At 52.4% G+C, this 16,147-nt stretch carries 15 protein-coding genes; 7 read left to right on the top strand and 8 right to left on the bottom strand.

All coding sequences use genetic code 11. The features are described from left to right. Positions 1 to 34: 34 nt before the first annotated feature. Positions 35 to 2,245, bottom strand: a complete 2,211-nt coding sequence (locus tag FYC48_RS08575) for a hypothetical protein (RefSeq protein WP_149496297.1) — start codon at positions 2,243 to 2,245, stop codon at positions 35 to 37. A 1,214-nt stretch (positions 2,246 to 3,459) separates the two neighbouring features. Here FYC48_RS08575 and FYC48_RS08570 point away from each other — a divergent pair. Further along, a complete protein-coding gene (locus FYC48_RS08570) occupies positions 3,460 to 3,990 on the top strand; it encodes a hypothetical protein (protein WP_149496296.1) in 531 nt (176 codons plus the stop codon). On the opposite strand, the gene FYC48_RS27675 is transcribed toward FYC48_RS08570, so the two are convergent. Continuing rightward, positions 3,980 to 4,147, bottom strand: coding sequence for a hypothetical protein (locus FYC48_RS27675; protein ID WP_160149403.1), 168 nt, complete (start codon positions 4,145 to 4,147; stop codon positions 3,980 to 3,982). The genes FYC48_RS08570 and FYC48_RS27675 overlap by 11 nt on opposite strands. 1,506 nt (positions 4,148 to 5,653) lie before the next feature. On the opposite strand from FYC48_RS27675, the gene FYC48_RS27670 reads away from it, so the two are divergent. Then, positions 5,654 to 6,073: a hypothetical protein gene (locus FYC48_RS27670; protein WP_160149402.1), complete on the top strand. Its 420-nt coding sequence runs from the start codon at positions 5,654 to 5,656 to the stop codon at positions 6,071 to 6,073. A 200-nt stretch (positions 6,074 to 6,273) separates the two neighbouring features. Here FYC48_RS27670 and FYC48_RS08565 read toward each other — a convergent pair whose 3' ends face one another. Both FYC48_RS08565 and FYC48_RS08560 read right to left on the bottom strand, forming a co-directional pair. Further along, positions 6,274 to 6,804 carry a potassium channel family protein gene (locus FYC48_RS08565; protein WP_235034150.1) on the bottom strand — a complete coding sequence of 177 codons (531 nt, stop codon included), beginning with the start codon at positions 6,802 to 6,804 and terminating at the stop codon, positions 6,274 to 6,276. Between the two features lie 248 nt (positions 6,805 to 7,052). After that, positions 7,053 to 7,526 (bottom strand): hypothetical protein, encoded by a 474-nt coding sequence (locus FYC48_RS08560; protein WP_160149401.1) that lies wholly within the window; start codon positions 7,524 to 7,526, stop codon positions 7,053 to 7,055. A gap of 1,058 nt (positions 7,527 to 8,584) precedes the next feature. On the opposite strand from FYC48_RS08560, the gene FYC48_RS08555 reads away from it, so the two are divergent. Then, entirely contained in the window at positions 8,585 to 9,301 is a 717-nt protein-coding gene (locus tag FYC48_RS08555; RefSeq protein WP_160149400.1) for a class I SAM-dependent methyltransferase, read from the top strand. 64 nt (positions 9,302 to 9,365) lie between these two features. After that, positions 9,366 to 9,845, top strand: a complete 480-nt coding sequence (locus FYC48_RS08550; protein WP_149496293.1) for a carbon-nitrogen hydrolase family protein — start codon at positions 9,366 to 9,368, stop codon at positions 9,843 to 9,845. Between the two features lie 469 nt (positions 9,846 to 10,314). Here FYC48_RS08550 and FYC48_RS28120 read toward each other — a convergent pair whose 3' ends face one another. Then, entirely contained in the window at positions 10,315 to 10,626 is a 312-nt protein-coding gene (locus tag FYC48_RS28120) for a hypothetical protein (protein WP_200836572.1), read from the bottom strand. A gap of 119 nt (positions 10,627 to 10,745) precedes the next feature. On the opposite strand from FYC48_RS28120, the gene FYC48_RS08540 reads away from it, so the two are divergent. Next, a complete protein-coding gene (locus FYC48_RS08540) occupies positions 10,746 to 11,291 on the top strand; it encodes a hypothetical protein (protein ID WP_149496292.1) in 546 nt (181 codons plus the stop codon). Positions 11,292 to 11,561: 270 nt separating this feature from the next. On the opposite strand, the gene FYC48_RS08535 is transcribed toward FYC48_RS08540, so the two are convergent. Then, positions 11,562 to 11,801: a hypothetical protein gene (locus FYC48_RS08535; protein ID WP_149496291.1), complete on the bottom strand. Its 240-nt coding sequence runs from the start codon at positions 11,799 to 11,801 to the stop codon at positions 11,562 to 11,564. 964 nt (positions 11,802 to 12,765) lie between these two features. Between FYC48_RS08535 and FYC48_RS08530 the strand changes: the two genes are divergently transcribed. Beyond that, complete coding sequence (locus tag FYC48_RS08530) at positions 12,766 to 13,272, top strand: hypothetical protein (protein ID WP_149496290.1); 507 nt, start codon at positions 12,766 to 12,768, stop codon at positions 13,270 to 13,272. Positions 13,273 to 13,376: 104 nt separating this feature from the next. Next, a complete protein-coding gene (locus tag FYC48_RS08525) occupies positions 13,377 to 13,952 on the top strand; it encodes a hypothetical protein (protein WP_200836571.1) in 576 nt (191 codons plus the stop codon). Positions 13,953 to 14,711: 759 nt separating this feature from the next. On the opposite strand, the gene FYC48_RS08520 is transcribed toward FYC48_RS08525, so the two are convergent. Then, entirely contained in the window at positions 14,712 to 15,026 is a 315-nt protein-coding gene (locus FYC48_RS08520; protein ID WP_149496288.1) for a hypothetical protein, read from the bottom strand. A gap of 734 nt (positions 15,027 to 15,760) precedes the next feature. Continuing rightward, a partial coding sequence (locus tag FYC48_RS08515; protein ID WP_200836570.1) for a transposase occupies positions 15,761 to 16,147 on the bottom strand: 387 nt, incomplete at its 5' end.

Raw genomic sequence — 16,147 nt, 5'->3', positions numbered from 1 at the left:
AAGTCATCCAAATGATTGGCGCGCATCTACGGATTCACTTAGGATTCCGCAGGTCCCAGACACCCAATCGAGCTTTTCCGCCAGGGCCCGTGTGACTGAATAGACTCCTGCCATCGTGTGACAACACCGGATTTCCGACACGCTGCGTGAAGCCGAATTGAACCGGGACGCCATCGCTCAAATGCCAAAGTGATATCGTATTGACTTCGCTTGTGACGATCGTCGCTCCGTCATCGGAAACCGCTTCAAGTCTGCCGATGATCTGAGCGGTCAATCGTCTAGACTGCCTGTCGTAAATTAGAACACGGTTGATTTCCCAATCTGGTACATTCAGTACGTTCACGGTGCTCAGCAACCATCTACCGTCTAAGGAGAACTCATGGCGGTGTGGCCCTCTCGAAGAATACTGTGGACCACCAGAATAAAACGCTTTTGCTTCATGAAAGAGGTAATCAACTTCTCCTCGTTTTGTGTCCACGACACCGACTCCATGGCGATTGGAAAACGCGACGGTCCGACCGTTCGGCGATAATGCCATCGAGTCCATCGAAAGCAACTGATTGATCGGTTCAAGCTCGCCTGTCGCTATCTTTCTTGGCTTCAGCTCACCGGTGACGACATCGACAACCGCAAACAGGACGTCCGTGGGCTCGGCTTCCATGCGTGAGACGACCAATAGATGAGCACCATTCGGTGAAAACGCAAGCTTTGCGACGGGCCAGGGTGCTACGATGGTGTGCACCGGTGCTACCTGTTCAGATTCAACCTTGGGTATTCGCCAGATCGTCACTTGCTCTGGCTTGGACTGCTCGATTGGGACGGTGCGTAGTACACGTTGAATCTCGTACCCGCCTTCGTCGACCATTTTCCTTGCGGTCGAACGCTTGGCACCGGTCGCGAGCAATTCGGCATCCCGTGACAATGCGATCGGACAGGAATAGGCGAGTTCCTTGCCTTGCCCGAACGTCAGTTCTTTGGAATTTCCCGTCTGAAAGTCGATGGCTAGAACTTTCAGCCGATCCTCAAAATAACTCGGAGTGAACGCAACAACCATCATCCGTTCTTTCATAGAGATCGCAACGCGCTGCAGATCACGGATCCGTTCGCGGGCCTCCACTTTCGGTAGTGCTCGCCAGTGATCCCACCCCAAATACAGCGACTTATTCCGTGATGCTCGCCAGGGGAAAAATCGAGGTAAATGTTTCGCACGAAGATCGTCGGCATTTTCGCCCGGCGGTAATTCTGGAAGTGTTAAGCGATCTAAATTGGGAAGTTTCGCCAGGTGGTGAAGCCCTCTTTCGGTCGTTGCTGTCCCGCTTAAATGAAGCGTTTCGAGGTGAACCATCTTTCCCAAAAATGGCAGTGATTCATCGGTGACATTTGTATCACTCAGTTGAAGCGATCGAAGACGTTTCAGCTTCGAGAGTTGGATCACACCTTCGTCACCTATCGATGTACGGCTCACATCAAGTATTTCTAGATCCGCCACCTTTGCTAACGAACGAAAACAAGCATCTGTAATATTCGTTCCACTTAAGATAACTGCCCTCAGATCATTGAGCTCTGACAAATAAACGACCGACTGGTCTCCAATCTTTGTCTCGCCTAATTCCACGGACTCAAGCCCCGTTCCCCCGTAGAATCCATGCCTCCCAAAAATCCCTAGCCCCGCCGCTTCTAGCTCACGCTTGCTGACGTTGGCCTTTTGGTTTCGAACTTTCTCAACGAACCTCTTGATGCCTTCATCGGAAATGTTTGTCCCCGTCAAAACTAACTCACGTATGGGTGTTTCGGCGAGTCTTTCAAGTCCTCTGTCGGTGACTTTAATACCACTTAGATCTAAACGAGGTACAAATGGCAGCATGTTCAAGACTTGCAAATCGTTGTCGTCAACCGACTCTCTATTTTCAGCTGTAACGTAGAGCTCCAGTCCATTGAATTCCCAACCAACTTCACTCAGTCGTTGACGAAGGGCATCGATACCACTCGATTGTTGCAATCGATATCGCATCACCTTTATCACATGATTTTTCAGCCTGTCGTTGGCCGCAGACACGGCCTCCTCGAGTTCGGAGACGGCGTCTTCACCGACGAGACGACAAAACTCGACCAACAGAGGTTTCCATTCAGAATGCCGGCTCGTTCTGGCGTCTGGTGACTGTGCCGATAGCCTAAAAGTCGACCATGCCCCTACGATGAAAAGGCACAAGAAAAGCCGTGGAATCGCACCAATCGAAATAGACATCAATAAGGCTCCATGTCGATGATCGCCCGAAGATCGTAGAACCACCCGATCGCCAGAGTGAATCAGTTTAATACACTTCCGCTAGTGGCAGCTGCTTTAAAATCCTTCAAAACGGTTACAGCTCACTCAGCACTCAAAGCAATGCTAGCTCTGTCCGGAAAAGGTGCCAGGGCGAGACCCAGGCTTGAATCATGTCAAAATCAAGGGGTGTCTCGATCCGGAGTTTGGTTGCCACATCACGTTCAGTACGGGTACACCACAAATGCGGAAAAAGAAGTGATCAGAAACGATGGGGACTTTTTCATTGACTGAATAGTTGGACACAAAGTCCCAGAAGCTTGCTTTCCGCTTGACTCGGATCCAAAGGAGGAGTGAGCGAAGCTGTTCAATTTCGATTACGACAAAACGGGATGAAACACCCGGCGGAAAAGGGCTAGACACTTCCGGAAGAACTGCAGGAATGAATGTGAAATATCCAACTTTGATGGTTTCTATCCCGCAACGTAGCCGACCGGCGGGAGTTTTGGCAGATCTCCGGTCGTTGCATCGCCTGGAAGAACTCTCAAGACGGAATCAATCGGCTCATACCTACGGAAGCGAAGTGTGCGGAGCACTGTGCACTGGGATCCGTCTGCGCCGTCGCCGCCTCGGTCTCTGTGATTGCTGTGGCTGTTCTTGCGGATCATCACCGCAGGACGAATGGCTCGCTCTTTTGTGTGAGCCGCTCATGGCGATGGGACCGCCATGGCTCCCGTGGGTAGAATGGCCCGACGCCGCGGTTCTTCGCGTCTCTCGCCTTGTATCGATCGCGGCGACCGCTTGCGACAAACAATCGATCCCAGTCGAACTCGGCGCATCATATCGACGGAACTTGTATCGCACGTGTCAGCCTCGCAAGTAAAGACTCACTGCTGACGTCAAGGCAGCTTCCCAATCCATCGACGTTCACTTTGACGCGGACTTGTGGGTCGTTCACAAGTTGAGTTTATATCGCTGATGCAACGGAGCTGTCAGTCGGTCGCCCGGAACGTACAAAGCGTAAGTGCTCAAAATCTTTTCGGGTCCACGCTGCCGATCGACGGTTGGTACAATGCTCCGCTTTCGGTTTGCATTCGCCTCGAATGAGTCGAGTGCATCCGATTGGAGCCAACTCGATCGCGGTATTTCGGTGATCGCAACGGCTACTTGAAAGACTAATGGAGCGATCGAAATTCATGCAATGCCCGCGATGTGACACTGCGTTGCGACTAGAAGCAGTAGATGCCCCCAAGCATCCGCTGGCGGATCCAAAAGTGCTTCGGCGGTTCAAAATCCTCGACCTGCTCGCGTTCACGGCACTGGTCGCAATCCACTTCGCCGCATTCCCCGTTCTCGCCAATTCACGAGGTTCAGAGTGGCCCCTGGTCCTCAACTTTTCACCAACTGCAATCACCTGCCTTTTACACCTTCGCCTGAGTCTCGGGACGTCGACGGCAATGGCGGCCCACTACGTGATCTCTCTTGTTTGGTCGTATTTGTTTTCGCTTGGTCACCACGCCGCAGTTAATACGTACAACCCGATGCAGCGAAGCGGTGGTAGCGTCCAGGTTGATGTGTACGCGGCCGCCTGGGACGACGCATGCGGGATGGCAATCATGGGCTTCGCCTTCGCAGCTACCTACGGACTTATCTGCTACACTGCACTTAACGCTGGTCGACCGGGTCCCCAAAGAGGATCGCGTGACAAGGCCACGGTCACTGAATAATGGCGGCACGGACCGAGTCATACGAGTTGACCGTTTGGCGATGATCGTCACGATGCATCTCTAATGTGCAAGCACACATCGACGACGAATGCAAATTGCCGAAATAATTGATGTGCGTGCGTCGCCAGATCGATTGCCCGCCCAGTGCGTTGGACATTGCCAGGATTCCTTTGCCTTGTTCCTACGGAACTCCAGGGAAAACCGCAGTCGTTCGACGTGGGGCGGCCCCACCTACCCGAAGAGAAAGGGAGAGCGGGTACGGTTCCACGACGGATTGTTGCTCCGAACAGATCAACACTTTCAAAATAAGTTGGCAACGCGTTTACAATCGCAGGTGCGGCGGCAGGAATGATTGTTCTCCCGCACCGCGCCAAGTTGATAGTGACATTGCCAGACGGGGTCGCTTCCGATAGGGCCACGCCTCTTGAACCGGTGGTGAAAACTACTTGGATGCCGGGCGATTCGCCACAGGCAGCAAACTCTCTGGGGTTACAAGATCACGCTAATGACTCGGCGGATGGAACATTGCCACTTGGGGATCAACGGTCACGAGCGGACGATCTCGGCGTCGAAACCGAGCACTGTTCTGTTTGTGGAAGCAACGCGATTGTTAATAGCGATTACCGATGCACGGAATGCGGCTGGCCGATCTAATCCTTGCGAAATTCATGAGGGTGCTCAATCACCGGATCGCTTTAGGTCAGAAGTCAAGAATATGCCAATTTTCCGTCGCACGCGATCCTCACTCATTGTCCGAGACAGAGTGTAGTGGATGCGTCGGTATCCTTTTGCTGCCTTTGGCAATCACTGCCGTGTGATGGCTGCCCGATACGCAATCAGATACTGATACTTCCTAGTTACTGCCTGAGAAATCTTCAATTGACGTCATCGATTTAGATTTTGGTGAGAACCGGAAAGCTAAATTCGTTCGATCAGGTACGGGAAATCTGCCGACGCTGATAGCCGATTATCCGTTCTGGTTCAGTCCAAACAGAAGGGCTCTCAAGCTAAAGACGTCGAGATCCTTGAAAAAACCAAGAAGGTATCGACTGGGGGATGCCGCAATCGGAGGTCTGATCAGCGGCCCCGTTGGAGTTGTTGCTAGAGCGTTTACTGGCGCATCGGCGTGAGGAACGTCGTGTCAGTCACGCTAAATGATGGACGCCCGCTGCTCTGCTCTGCGGACAAGAAGGAGCCAGAGACTCTGAGGCCAGACGCGATTGACAATGCTACGGATTTCTCGAACCAGATTTAGCTGACGGACAATTATGTGGAGATCGCACAGCGGTAATTGTCGTAGCCGGTGTCCCAATCACTCTCGCCATCACGGTCAAGATGGCCGGACGTCTTCTGTTGCCATGGTCAGGTCCTATCGTGAAGATAGGACCTGATCATACTCATGGCGTAAGCGTTCTCTATCGCATCAACTCCATTGCCCCCACGCACTTTGCCAATCCCGCCCCAGACCGGAGTCCCGCAACATACCGATCCGTAATTGCTACAATGATTCAAAACCGTCCAACGATGTATTCGCGCCACCTGTAGAACGACCAATTTTTCGATCTGCCTGAGTCGCCTAGTAAAGGTGATTAAAGTAGTTTGCCTTTTGTGGCGACTACGTAACTTCAGAAATTATCCGATTCGTTCCCACCATTACGGACCAATGGACTTATTCCCCGACACATCGCTTCTAACTTTCTCGATTGAGCCAACCGCGTCCGATCACGATTCGTTTCAGTGCGATGTTTTCTTTGCCACTCCACATGGATTCGGTGATGCCAATACAAATGTGAACTCCCTGTGGGTTTCCAACTCGGTATTTGACGCGTTCGTATCTGACGTCGGAAAGCTTTGTGCGTCAAAGCAAGTTTACGCGGAACTTTCGGATTTGAGTGAGTGGTTTTCACTTCGGCTTTGTATGTTTAAAGAGAAATATGCAATACACGTGGCATTCCAAAATCAGAATGACATGTACGCCGACACGAAACTATCTTCTCAGGCCACGCTTACACATCAAAATATCAACGCACTTCGTATTACACTAATCGGTTTCCCGAGACCTTGGCGAGATCAGCGAGGGTAGCCATTAAGTGAACCAGAGAACGTAAGATGGCGTTCCTGCATGTGGAAAATCCTTCGCGTGTACCCAATTCCGCTTTCCCTTCCGCCAGGAAGTACGAAAACCAGGTGTCACATTAGCTTGCATCGGTCCAAAACATCGCCGATTAAGTATTTTTGGGCACTTGTACAAGCGTGTATAGAAACGCGCGATCGCAGCTACGATCAATTGGTATCCTCCATCTCGCGAGCCTGCGAGAGGGCTGACGCGACAAGCCCTGCCGGTACCGACACAATCCCTAGGCCAACGAGCAAAACCAAAAAGGTGAACACCTTCCCGCCGGCGGTGACTGCGTAAACGTCCCCGTATCCGACGGTTGTCAGCGTCGCAATCGCCCACCAAAGCGAATGGAACACGGAAGCAAAAACTTCCGGTTGGGCTTCGTTTTCAAAATGATAGATCCCAACCGCCGACAGGAACAACAAGATCCCGGTAGTGAATCCAAAGAGGATGAACTCCTCTTTGGCGATAACGAGCGCTCGATGGAACCTTGCGATAGCTTTATTGTATCGGGCCAACCTCAGCACTCGGATCAGTCGAAGGAGACGGAAGGCTCGAAGCGCACGGAGGTTGAAGCCTAGCGAAAGATAGAACGGAAGAATTGCGAGCAAGTCTACGACACCAAAGAAACTTCCAGCAAACTTGAGTCCTCCTAGGTACAAGCGGACGACGTACTTGATGGTGAAGACTGTCACAATGGCGACTTCGGCATACCGAAGCAATCGTCGCGCTACTGAGGTCGGGCAAAGTCTCGATCGAGAACAGAACCAGCGAGATGCAGATGAGCAATTGCATCAAAATGTCGAGATTCTGCTTATTCATCCTTAACAACGACGCAAGCCTCCTGGTCTTCGAACGCATCCCAGTGGCCGTTCTCATGAATAACTACGATAGGGATACCCCGTTTGCGATAATCTTCCAACTCAATCCTAGACTCTCGCCGCTATGACTTGAGTATGCCTGCCAAATGCCCGACGATGGGTTCAACGGGAAGCCCTTGCGTGTGCTTCGCTCCGACTTGGGGCGCGGGTATGTCGGTGACAATCCGCTTACTTGACATACAGTAATAGAATGGATTCTGGATGTCGTGTTGCAAGAACCGAATCGCATACTTGGCTAACTTTTCTTTCTCAGGTCGCCCCCATGCGAACCACACGATAGGCGGAATGATTTGCTCCGAAGCGCATATCGGGAGCGAGTGGTATCGCTCCATTTCCCCGATGCTCACCTTCGCGGCTTTCAGGTCCGGGTCAGTTAGATAGAAAAGATTCCATGACTGAATGAAGTCACCGGCGCGCGGCGAAAGCCCCGCGCGTTCGTAAGCTAAAAGAAAACACCGACGAACGGTTCGCGGAAGCCGCCCATGACTGGGATCATCAAGGTTCAGACGCGTGAGACAGTCTGTTTCGGTCGGCATCGCTGAGCCTGGGTTTTTCCCAATGACTGCGGCAACAGCACGATCACGCTTGCTGGGGTGAGTTGTCTCTTCGAGATAGATTCGAGTGTCGAACCGGAACCTGAAAGGTCCGACCTTCCTCATCATCGTAAAACAATCCATAGCTTGCACCACCTCCCATATTTCGATCTGTAAACTGGTTAGGATAGCAAATCAGCACAACACAGCGGAACCCAGCGATCAAACCACGCAGCTAGTCGTCAGTCGTTCACGCTATAAAGACTACACAACGGGCGACCATCGTTCCGTACGATTGAAAACTCACATCCGCCACTTCGATCTATACGATCGCAGGAAGTAGCCAACGGCAACGACGCCCTGCAAAGATCTCGCGGTGCCTACCAGTCGCAGGTAGAAGTGTCATCTGGTTGAACAAATATCGATTATCGGGATTGCTGGATCAACAACGGCGACTCGCCTTGATTCCTGAGGCAGCGGCTTGGATCGCGATTTGGATGCGGGACCGGGCCGATGGATTCACCCTAAACACTGATACGGCAGCGGTGGGCGGTCGGGCGAACTCTGAGTATGCAGTCCGGGCCTTTGGGAGGCCAGCCTATCGGAGCTGAATGCGATGGTCGTTTCACGAAGCTACCCTACGGTGGTCGATCGTTACACAAAATGTATCACGGCGAAGCGTTTCTGTCCGTCATCCAAAACAGATCTGACGATGGACTTCTCACGATGGACTGTCAGAATCAACGCTTTGCCCACGCCGGCAGTTGATGCTTCTGGTACTGATGCACAGCTTCGTACGGACCGATAGGTCGCAACATTTCGTCGCCACCCACACGCCGATCTTGCTAACACTTCCAGGTGCTACGATAATGCCCATTGATGATGGACAGCTTGAATGGATAGCACTCGAAAACATTGTGCGGCTTCAGATCGTCGCTAACAGTGAACCGACGAATATTGGTAGATGAAACCTACTCAGTCGGGTGATATGCTTCGTGTTGCCGTAATGCACCTGACTGAGTCGGGTTTAACTAATGTCGTTCCCCGACGGAAGCAAGACGTTGACTTTTCGAACTTCTCAATCGCAGTCACGCGAACGCTATCTCGCAATGTGCAACGCTGGCGAAGCATCGAAGTACGATACGTGGATCGACGCAATGGACCGCGCAGATCATGATGCGTGCGTCGCAGACCTCGAAGGCTACGTGCGGTTCTCTGGAGATATGGCGGTGCTTGACGTGGGAAGCGGTACTGGCGCACTTTGCCTTGCGTTAGTCCGGGTTCCGGGACTCGATATCACAGCGCTGGAACCTTCCCAGCCAATGATCGCACTGCTTCGAGCGAAATCTGAATTGAGCGATGTCACCACCGTTCAAGGCTTTTGTGACCACTCCGATGATGCGTCACTCTTCTGTTCAGGGACATTTAACCTCATTGCGTCACGTTTGTTGGTAAACAATCTTTTCGATCCTCTTGCCGCTTTTCGGAACTGGAACGATTGGCTTCGCCCTGGCGGTTGCGTGGTCATCATGGATGGACTCTTCGATCGTTGTGATTGGACCGGTGATTGGGCCGAATTCGTTGACGAACTTCCTCTCTCTGCTTGCCGTACAATCGCGACGGTTCCATATTTGCTTGAACAAGTTGGATTGGTGGTCGAGCATGTTGGCATGATGGATCATACGAATGCAATGCCGTCAACACGAACAAAACGCTATATGGTCGTGGCGCGCAAACCGGAAGAGGAACAATCCATGCACCCGAGTCGGGCGGTTTGAAAATGGAAGATCAACCGTGCGGACCGGGTGATCGGTGTTGTTGGCTAGAGACTTGGTGTATTCGATGAAGATCGCTGTCGCTCAATCACGGCCAATCGTCGGTCCGGTTGAAGGCAATATCGCTGGTCATCAGTCCCTGATCGATCTAGCCGTGCGAAACAACGTTCGCCTCATCGTCTTTCCGGAACTCTCTCTGACCGGCTACGAACCACCATTGGCGGCATCGCACGCAAGGTCCCATGAAGACACTTGCTTCGCCAGTTTACGGTCAACTGCGGTGCAACACGGCATATATATCGCTGTGGGCGTTCCCACGCTTGGTCATCGTCTACCGTGTATATCAACGCTGGTGTTTGAACCTAATTCGGAATTGCGGGTCTATTCAAAACAGCACCTGCACCCGGACGAAGAGCCATTCTTTGAGCCTGGTCCAGAATCCGATGCCGTAATACACACGAACCCCACCATTGCCTTGGCAATCTGCTACGAACTGTCTGTTCCGACGCACTCGCAGCGAGCAATTGAATCTGGTGCGACCGTCTAAATAGCGAGCGTCGCCAAGACTGCTCACGGAGTGGATATCGCGAACGAACGGTTATCCGAGATTGCCCGCGTTCATTCGACGGTGGTAATGATGGCAAATTGTCTTGGAATGCTGGATAGTGCAGAATGTGTCGGGAGGTCATCGGCTTGGAACCGCAACGGCACTTTGCTAAAGCGGCTTGAGGCGACTCATGAGGGCATAATCGTTGTAGACTACGACACTGAGGCCGCTGCCGTGGCTATCCTAAGCAACGCTGGGCGCCAATAACCATTCGATCACTTTAGATGAGAAGTCAAGAGTATAAGCTGCAAGCGAGCCGATCTTTCACGTTGGCTGCTCGGGTGCGTCCTTCCGCTTTACGCGTCCGGCATAGGGGCTCGTGGCGGAGTCGCTCGCGTCTTAGGTCTCGCCAGGACTTTCACGAATAGAATGGATCGCCGCTGCGGTACTTCGCACATTGTGCTTTGTGTCAATCACAACGTAAGCTTGCCACCAATCGTTTGCAGCCGGGCTCGGCGCAGCGTGTTTTGGGAAGTCGCATCGCACCTGTCGATGTCGAGATTTCTCGGTCTCCCCCTCCAGGTTTCAGCTTGGCTCGGACGGCGGCGTCTTTGGCCTCAAGCAGCTTGCGTAGTGCCACCGTCCTCTCGGGGCCGGGCTCGATCGAGTCACAGATCATCTCGGCTAGCTCGCCGAATGGCGGAGATGCTTCGCGGAGCGTGTCGGGTAGGTGGGCGTACTTGAACCAATCGAGCATCCGGTCTTTGTTGCCGCTTTTCATCGCTTGTTCCCTGGGAGTCAGTCGTCTCCCAGAACCTACGGATGGCGTAGGCGGTTACCATGAGCGCTTGCGATTAGTGGTCAGATCGTCACTACCGGCGAATTGAGGGATATCGGTAGATGAAGCCTACTCAGCCGGGTGATATAATCCGTGTTTCGGTACTACGCCTGACTGAAGCGGGTTCAACTTATATCGTTATCTGGCAAACTCAAGGCTACACCATAAATCAGGAACGAACGCAAATGAACGGATCGTTGGATATTTCCACTGACATATCTCAATCTCGATGGAACGCCGGCGGTTGGTTTGGCGGTGCGATTGGCAGTTCCGCATGGATGGTGATCATCGCCTGCTTCCTCATCGGATTCGACCAAACTGGTTTGGCGATCGTGCCGGTGATATGCTTTGCCATAACGATGACGGCCGCCGTGATGATTTGGTATTGCCGCGCACGCATAAGCGTAGCTTCCGGCATGTTGACATTAATTGGAGTCCTTACCTTCACGATTCCAATTACTTGGTTTTCGACATCACTCTTCGCGAATGACGCCGTGCGAGCGAGTATGAACTGGCCATCCTCTCCAATTGCAACACTGTTGGTGCTATTCACTGCTCCTGCGGTTGGCCTCTGGATGCTGTTTGTCGAAACGCGACGGACTTCCTAGAGCACGCCAACACTGCACTCTCAAGACGGCCCGATAACCAAGCCGTAAACCGGAGCGGCGAAGTCGGGCGATTTTGAAATGGAAAGTCTTTCGTCGCCGCCCGGTTACGGCCGTCGTTCTTGCTGCCTGAGGTTGCTCGGTTGATCGCCAAGCTTCGTGATACTTGTTCGCTCGCCGCCGCCGACCAATGCTGGGGAGCTCTCGCGACAAAGTCATTAGTGTGCGATTAGCGAAGATTAGTGTTCTTTCTAACTGGAACACTAATCGCCACTAATAAACACTAATCGTTGCGTGATCTTGCCAATGCCGGAATGCCAGTGCTGTCGCTTCGGCCGCAGGTCGTCGCTGGCTTGCAGATTCGCTCGGTCGATTGTTGCTCGGGCAAACTTCGGCCAGTATTCTAAGGTTAGCGACGTTCGTCCCCAGGGCGAGTCGTCCGCCACGCCAGCCCATCGCAAGAACCATGTGGAGCACATGAGTGGCGGCAACGTATTTTTGTGACCATAACATCCCGGGGCGCCACCGTGTGAACACCTACGTTTGCAGACAGAATATGATTGGGTGCGTCGCCGCTACCAAATTGGAAATGAAGATCAACGAGATTCCAGACCGATGGCACGCGTCACTTGACAACTACATCGCACAACATTCTTCACCTCCGGATTTTGACATCGGTTCAGTACCGTTTGATGACAATGTCAGTCTTCGGTTCCTCGACGGATCGACTGCCCATTTTTTCCGTGCCTTTGTGCTTCGAGATCCTACATACGACGAATTAGCTGTATTTACAGAACACTGTCTCCACCACATTTTCCCGCTTGCTGGAACTGAGGTGCGAATCACCAAGAACGATTCTGGGTGAGTTGGTGCGATATGTTTATGGAATTCTCACAGGGCATATCGTCGGTGCGGGAAATTCGGCGAACCTATCGATCGCTTTAGCTCAGAAGTCAAGAGGACAAGCGGCAAGCGAGCCGATTCTCCGCTGTACGCTATCCTCACTCCTTTTGTGAGGTCACCGATGCAGATCTTCGTGCCGGCCGCAGCGTCCGCTTGCTCATGCCGACTGCAACTGGGCTCGTCGCAGTGTGTTTTCGGAAGTCGCATCGCGTCTGTGCCTTTGAAGTAAACGCCAATCTCCTGACGTCGAGGATGTCCCTCTCATCGACCGGGTTTGAGTTCGACGCGGACTTGCCAGTCAGTCACCCGGAACGCATGGACCACGTAAGCGTTCGCAATCGATTCGCCCCCACGGTACCCACACACTTTGTCGATCCCGGTCCAGGTTGATGGATCGACCCCCGGATACGCAGCGGTCGCTACAATAGCTTGGGACTGTCCAACTTCATATCGTCGGGAACCTCAAAGCGACGAACCAAGTAACGCACCGTAGTCGGCGAGTTGGGTTTACATTTGTGTTCATGTCGCCCGCGCCGACGTGGTGACCACAATCCTTATCGCAAAGAAGAATCCAATGAGAATCTTGTACCGATCTGTTCTCGCACTGCTGACTCTTCTTTTAACGGTTTGTGTTGTCACAGCTGATGATCCAGTCGCCGGGACACCCCAGATGATCATCGATGCACGCATTGATGATAACACACCCAACGGGAAACTGTTTGTTGGGACCACAATGGACTGGATCCAGAATCACCAATCATGGAATCGCGAACGTACGATTGACCACGGTGGTCGGTCTGTGACGGCGTCGATTGATAGGGGACGGTCGGTGCTCGTCCTGCGGTCCAAGCGGTTTGCGGCTTCCTTCGACACACTTAAGTTCACTCGACTGAACGGCGACTCCATCGACTCATCCGCCATCAAGGACTTGCTTGCAAGAAAGCGAGCGGTAGTATTCTTGCATAAGGGGACTGCGATTCATCCGGCGATTGTGGGTTCACTTCATCCCGAAACGCTTGTTGTCACTCGGGTGAGTTACCCAGTAGATCCTTTGGTGATTGGCATTCCAGAAAAGCGATAACCATCGGTTGCAACGGAGATTGCGAGTTGATGTTTTCGAAGTGGTGAGTCGTTCACGCGGCCCTGCTGAACCGTAATTCGCCTGGAACCTTCTTGAGACGAAGCATGAATCGCACATTGATCTTCATCGCGTCCATTGTCGCTCCAACCGTTGCTCGGGCTGCGGACATAGGAACGACGTACGCCTTTACACCGGATCTCGCACTTGAAGGCAACCCAGCAATGGCCTCACTGGGCTTTCCAGGGATTATCGCTTTGAACATTACAATTGTCGCTGCGGTATCTCTCATGACGTACTATTGGTGGAGACATCCCGTTGATTGCAAGATGCCGTCAAACATGGATGACACATGGGCATTCGCGTCACTCAACTACTTCGGTGCAGAATATCCTAGGCGTACGTTTGCGTATAAGTTCATGACCAAGTTTCCGACCAATTGGCCACTTGCGATTCAAATGACCGGTTTAGTTTTGTCTTCCATTCTTGTGGTTGGCAGCTGCATGGCTATCTTTTCCTGGTTCGCGGTGCACGACTGGCATCTGCTCTGGTATCGCAAGGCGTATTTCGGTACTCATTTCGCATTTCCTTTCTTGCTCCTTTTGCCTGTGTTCCTTGCTGTAACTGCTATGTACTTCAAGGCTGAGCACGCTCGATTCCGTGCGGAACGGAACGGCGAATAACCATGGCATCGCTTTAGGTAAGAAGTTAAGGGGATAAGCGGCAAGCGAGCCGATTCTCCGCTGTACGCTATCCTCACTCCTTTCGTAAAGTCACCGATGCAAATCTTCATGCCGATCGCAGAGCCCGCTTGCTCATGTCGACTGCAAGTGGGCTCGTCGCAGCCTGTTTTCGGAAGTCGCATCGCGTCGGTGCCTTTGAAGTAAACGTCTACCTCCTGACGCCGAGGATGTCCTCACATCCAATGGCTTTCAGCTCGATACGGACTTCAGAGTCCTTGGCATCGCAGAGGTTGCATCGCTGATGCGAAAGGACCTGCCGTCAGTCACCCGGAACGTACGAACCACGCAAGCGTTCGCAACCGTTTCAATCCCACACTGCCGATCCGTGGTTGGTACAATGCTCCGTTGTCGGTTGTATTTGGTTCCATAGATTCGAGTGCATTTGAATTTATTCAACTCGTTCGCTGTTTCCCAGTGATTCCCAATGTTCCGCCTCAGAGGAGAACAGACCATGGGTATCGGCATTTCAGTCGGGTTATGCCTGTTCGTCGTTGCGTTGATAATCGTCGCCGCAAACAAGAAGAAGTGACACGGCGTTCATTTACAAGGCGACGGCTTTCAATGTCTCTCGGATGCGGTACCAAGACGATGGGTTGAGCCCGGACCCTGAGACTGCGGCCAAAGCGATTCGCCGAGCAAACTCGACCATTCAGATCGCGCTGTTGGGTCGATCGAATTGGCATCGACAGCGGCGGTTGCTCATGAGGCTCCGTGCACACTTCGTGTATCGGCTAAAACGGCAGTACGCCCATGGGGCTTCGGCTGCGCCTTGCGGATTAGATCATCGTCGTCGCCGGGGCCAGCGTCGCTCGGGTCGTTGCCTTCGAGTAGCGCATACTTCGGAGCATCCCACGCCATCTCGCCGGCGACAGGATCGTCCCAGGTGCCGAAGTAGTAGAGGCGACCGCAAACCTTCTTCGCCCATTGCCCGCATCGGTGGGCGTATAAAGGGAAGTCCTTTCGTGGCTTCACTGGTTTGGTGCGGCGACGGGCAAGAGACTTGAGAGACGACATCGATTGCTCCTCTGAGTGGAAAGGTCAGGAGCAATAGAAATTCCGCTTTTTTGAATTCAAGTCCGTTGGCAGGCGTGGTCGCGGGCGTGGTCACCGTTTGAAAAGCAGCACGCCCAGGAGGATTCGAACCTCCGACCGTCGGATTAGAAGAACAGCCAAATCACCGAGCCGGAAATGCAATAAAGCCCCGAAATCGCGGTATTTCCAAGCCTATCAACCGCAACGCAAAAACGCAAACGATCGCATCAAAATGCAGTACAAACAGTTTATCGGTATAAACCGGTAAGCATTCCGTCGCTCGCCATGCCACGCTTCAGTTTCTTGTTCCGGTATCGGCCACCGGTGCATCCAACGGTAGTAGCCAGTTCTAGACAGATACCTAACTTCAAAAACGAGTAACAGTGAGATCCAAAATACCTGACATCCAGGATCAACAGAGTTCGGATCGGATATACTCTCGCTCCGTTTCAATTTCTTGGAGATAGCACATAGTGGCAAAAAAAGAAAAAAAAGTTCATGTACCTAAAGACGCACTGGGCAGAGTGCATGTCGGGCATTCGTTCGCTGAATACGACATTCTAAGAGATGATCCATCGCTATTCGTTGTAACTCCTGCAATCCGCGCGGCAATTTCCGAAGAGCGAAAAAAGTGCTTTTTCGTGGGGCGACGGGGTACAGGTAAGACTGCGATCAGTTTCCGAGATATTTGCAATAGTTGTGTTCTGAGAAAATTCTCAGGCGGCGATTTCTTCCTGCAGGATTCCGTCTTTGAAGGACCGTCCTTCGATGACGTGAATGATCTTTTCGTGGCTGTTTAGTCGTCTCCATTTCTTCGATGCTGATTCAGCAAGCTTGAACATCATCGCTAAGCTCGCTCGGCGCGACCCGTTACCTTTTGTCTTGCGATGACGAAGGCGGATCGTCGCGAATGTGGATTTAATCGGATTCGTTGTCCTCAGATGGCTCCAGTGTTCGGCCGGAAAGTCGTAAAACGTTAGAAGCACCGACCGATCCTTTTTCAGGCAGGCACATGCCTGGGAGTACTTCGCTTGGTATTTTTCGCAGAACGCGTCGAACGCTTTCTCGGCATCGGCCTTGGTCTCTGCTTGCCAGATCTCATG

The organism is Roseiconus lacunae, assembly GCF_008312935.1.
Lineage (GTDB): Bacteria > Planctomycetota > Planctomycetia > Pirellulales > Pirellulaceae > Stieleria > Stieleria lacunae.
Note: the sequence above shows the minus strand (reverse complement) of the source record. Positions and strands in the feature narration are given on the sequence as shown.

Coding starts and splice junctions, on each gene's coding strand:
- FYC48_RS08575 (WP_149496297.1), bottom strand. CDS start 2,245: ATGTCTATTTCGATTGGTGCGATTCCACGGCTTTTCTTGTGCCTTTTC.
- FYC48_RS08570 (WP_149496296.1), top strand. CDS start 3,460: ATGCAATGCCCGCGATGTGACACTGCGTTGCGACTAGAAGCAGTAGAT.
- FYC48_RS27675 (WP_160149403.1), bottom strand. CDS start 4,147: ATGTCCAACGCACTGGGCGGGCAATCGATCTGGCGACGCACGCACATC.
- FYC48_RS27670 (WP_160149402.1), top strand. CDS start 5,654: ATGGACTTATTCCCCGACACATCGCTTCTAACTTTCTCGATTGAGCCA.
- FYC48_RS08560 (WP_160149401.1), bottom strand. CDS start 7,526: ATGCCGACCGAAACAGACTGTCTCACGCGTCTGAACCTTGATGATCCC.
- FYC48_RS08550 (WP_149496293.1), top strand. CDS start 9,366: ATGAAGATCGCTGTCGCTCAATCACGGCCAATCGTCGGTCCGGTTGAA.
- FYC48_RS28120 (WP_200836572.1), bottom strand. CDS start 10,626: ATGAAAAGCGGCAACAAAGACCGGATGCTCGATTGGTTCAAGTACGCC.
- FYC48_RS08540 (WP_149496292.1), top strand. CDS start 10,746: ATGAAGCCTACTCAGCCGGGTGATATAATCCGTGTTTCGGTACTACGC.
- FYC48_RS08535 (WP_149496291.1), bottom strand. CDS start 11,801: ATGTTATGGTCACAAAAATACGTTGCCGCCACTCATGTGCTCCACATG.
- FYC48_RS08530 (WP_149496290.1), top strand. CDS start 12,766: ATGAGAATCTTGTACCGATCTGTTCTCGCACTGCTGACTCTTCTTTTA.
- FYC48_RS08525 (WP_200836571.1), top strand. CDS start 13,377: ATGAATCGCACATTGATCTTCATCGCGTCCATTGTCGCTCCAACCGTT.
- FYC48_RS08520 (WP_149496288.1), bottom strand. CDS start 15,026: ATGTCGTCTCTCAAGTCTCTTGCCCGTCGCCGCACCAAACCAGTGAAG.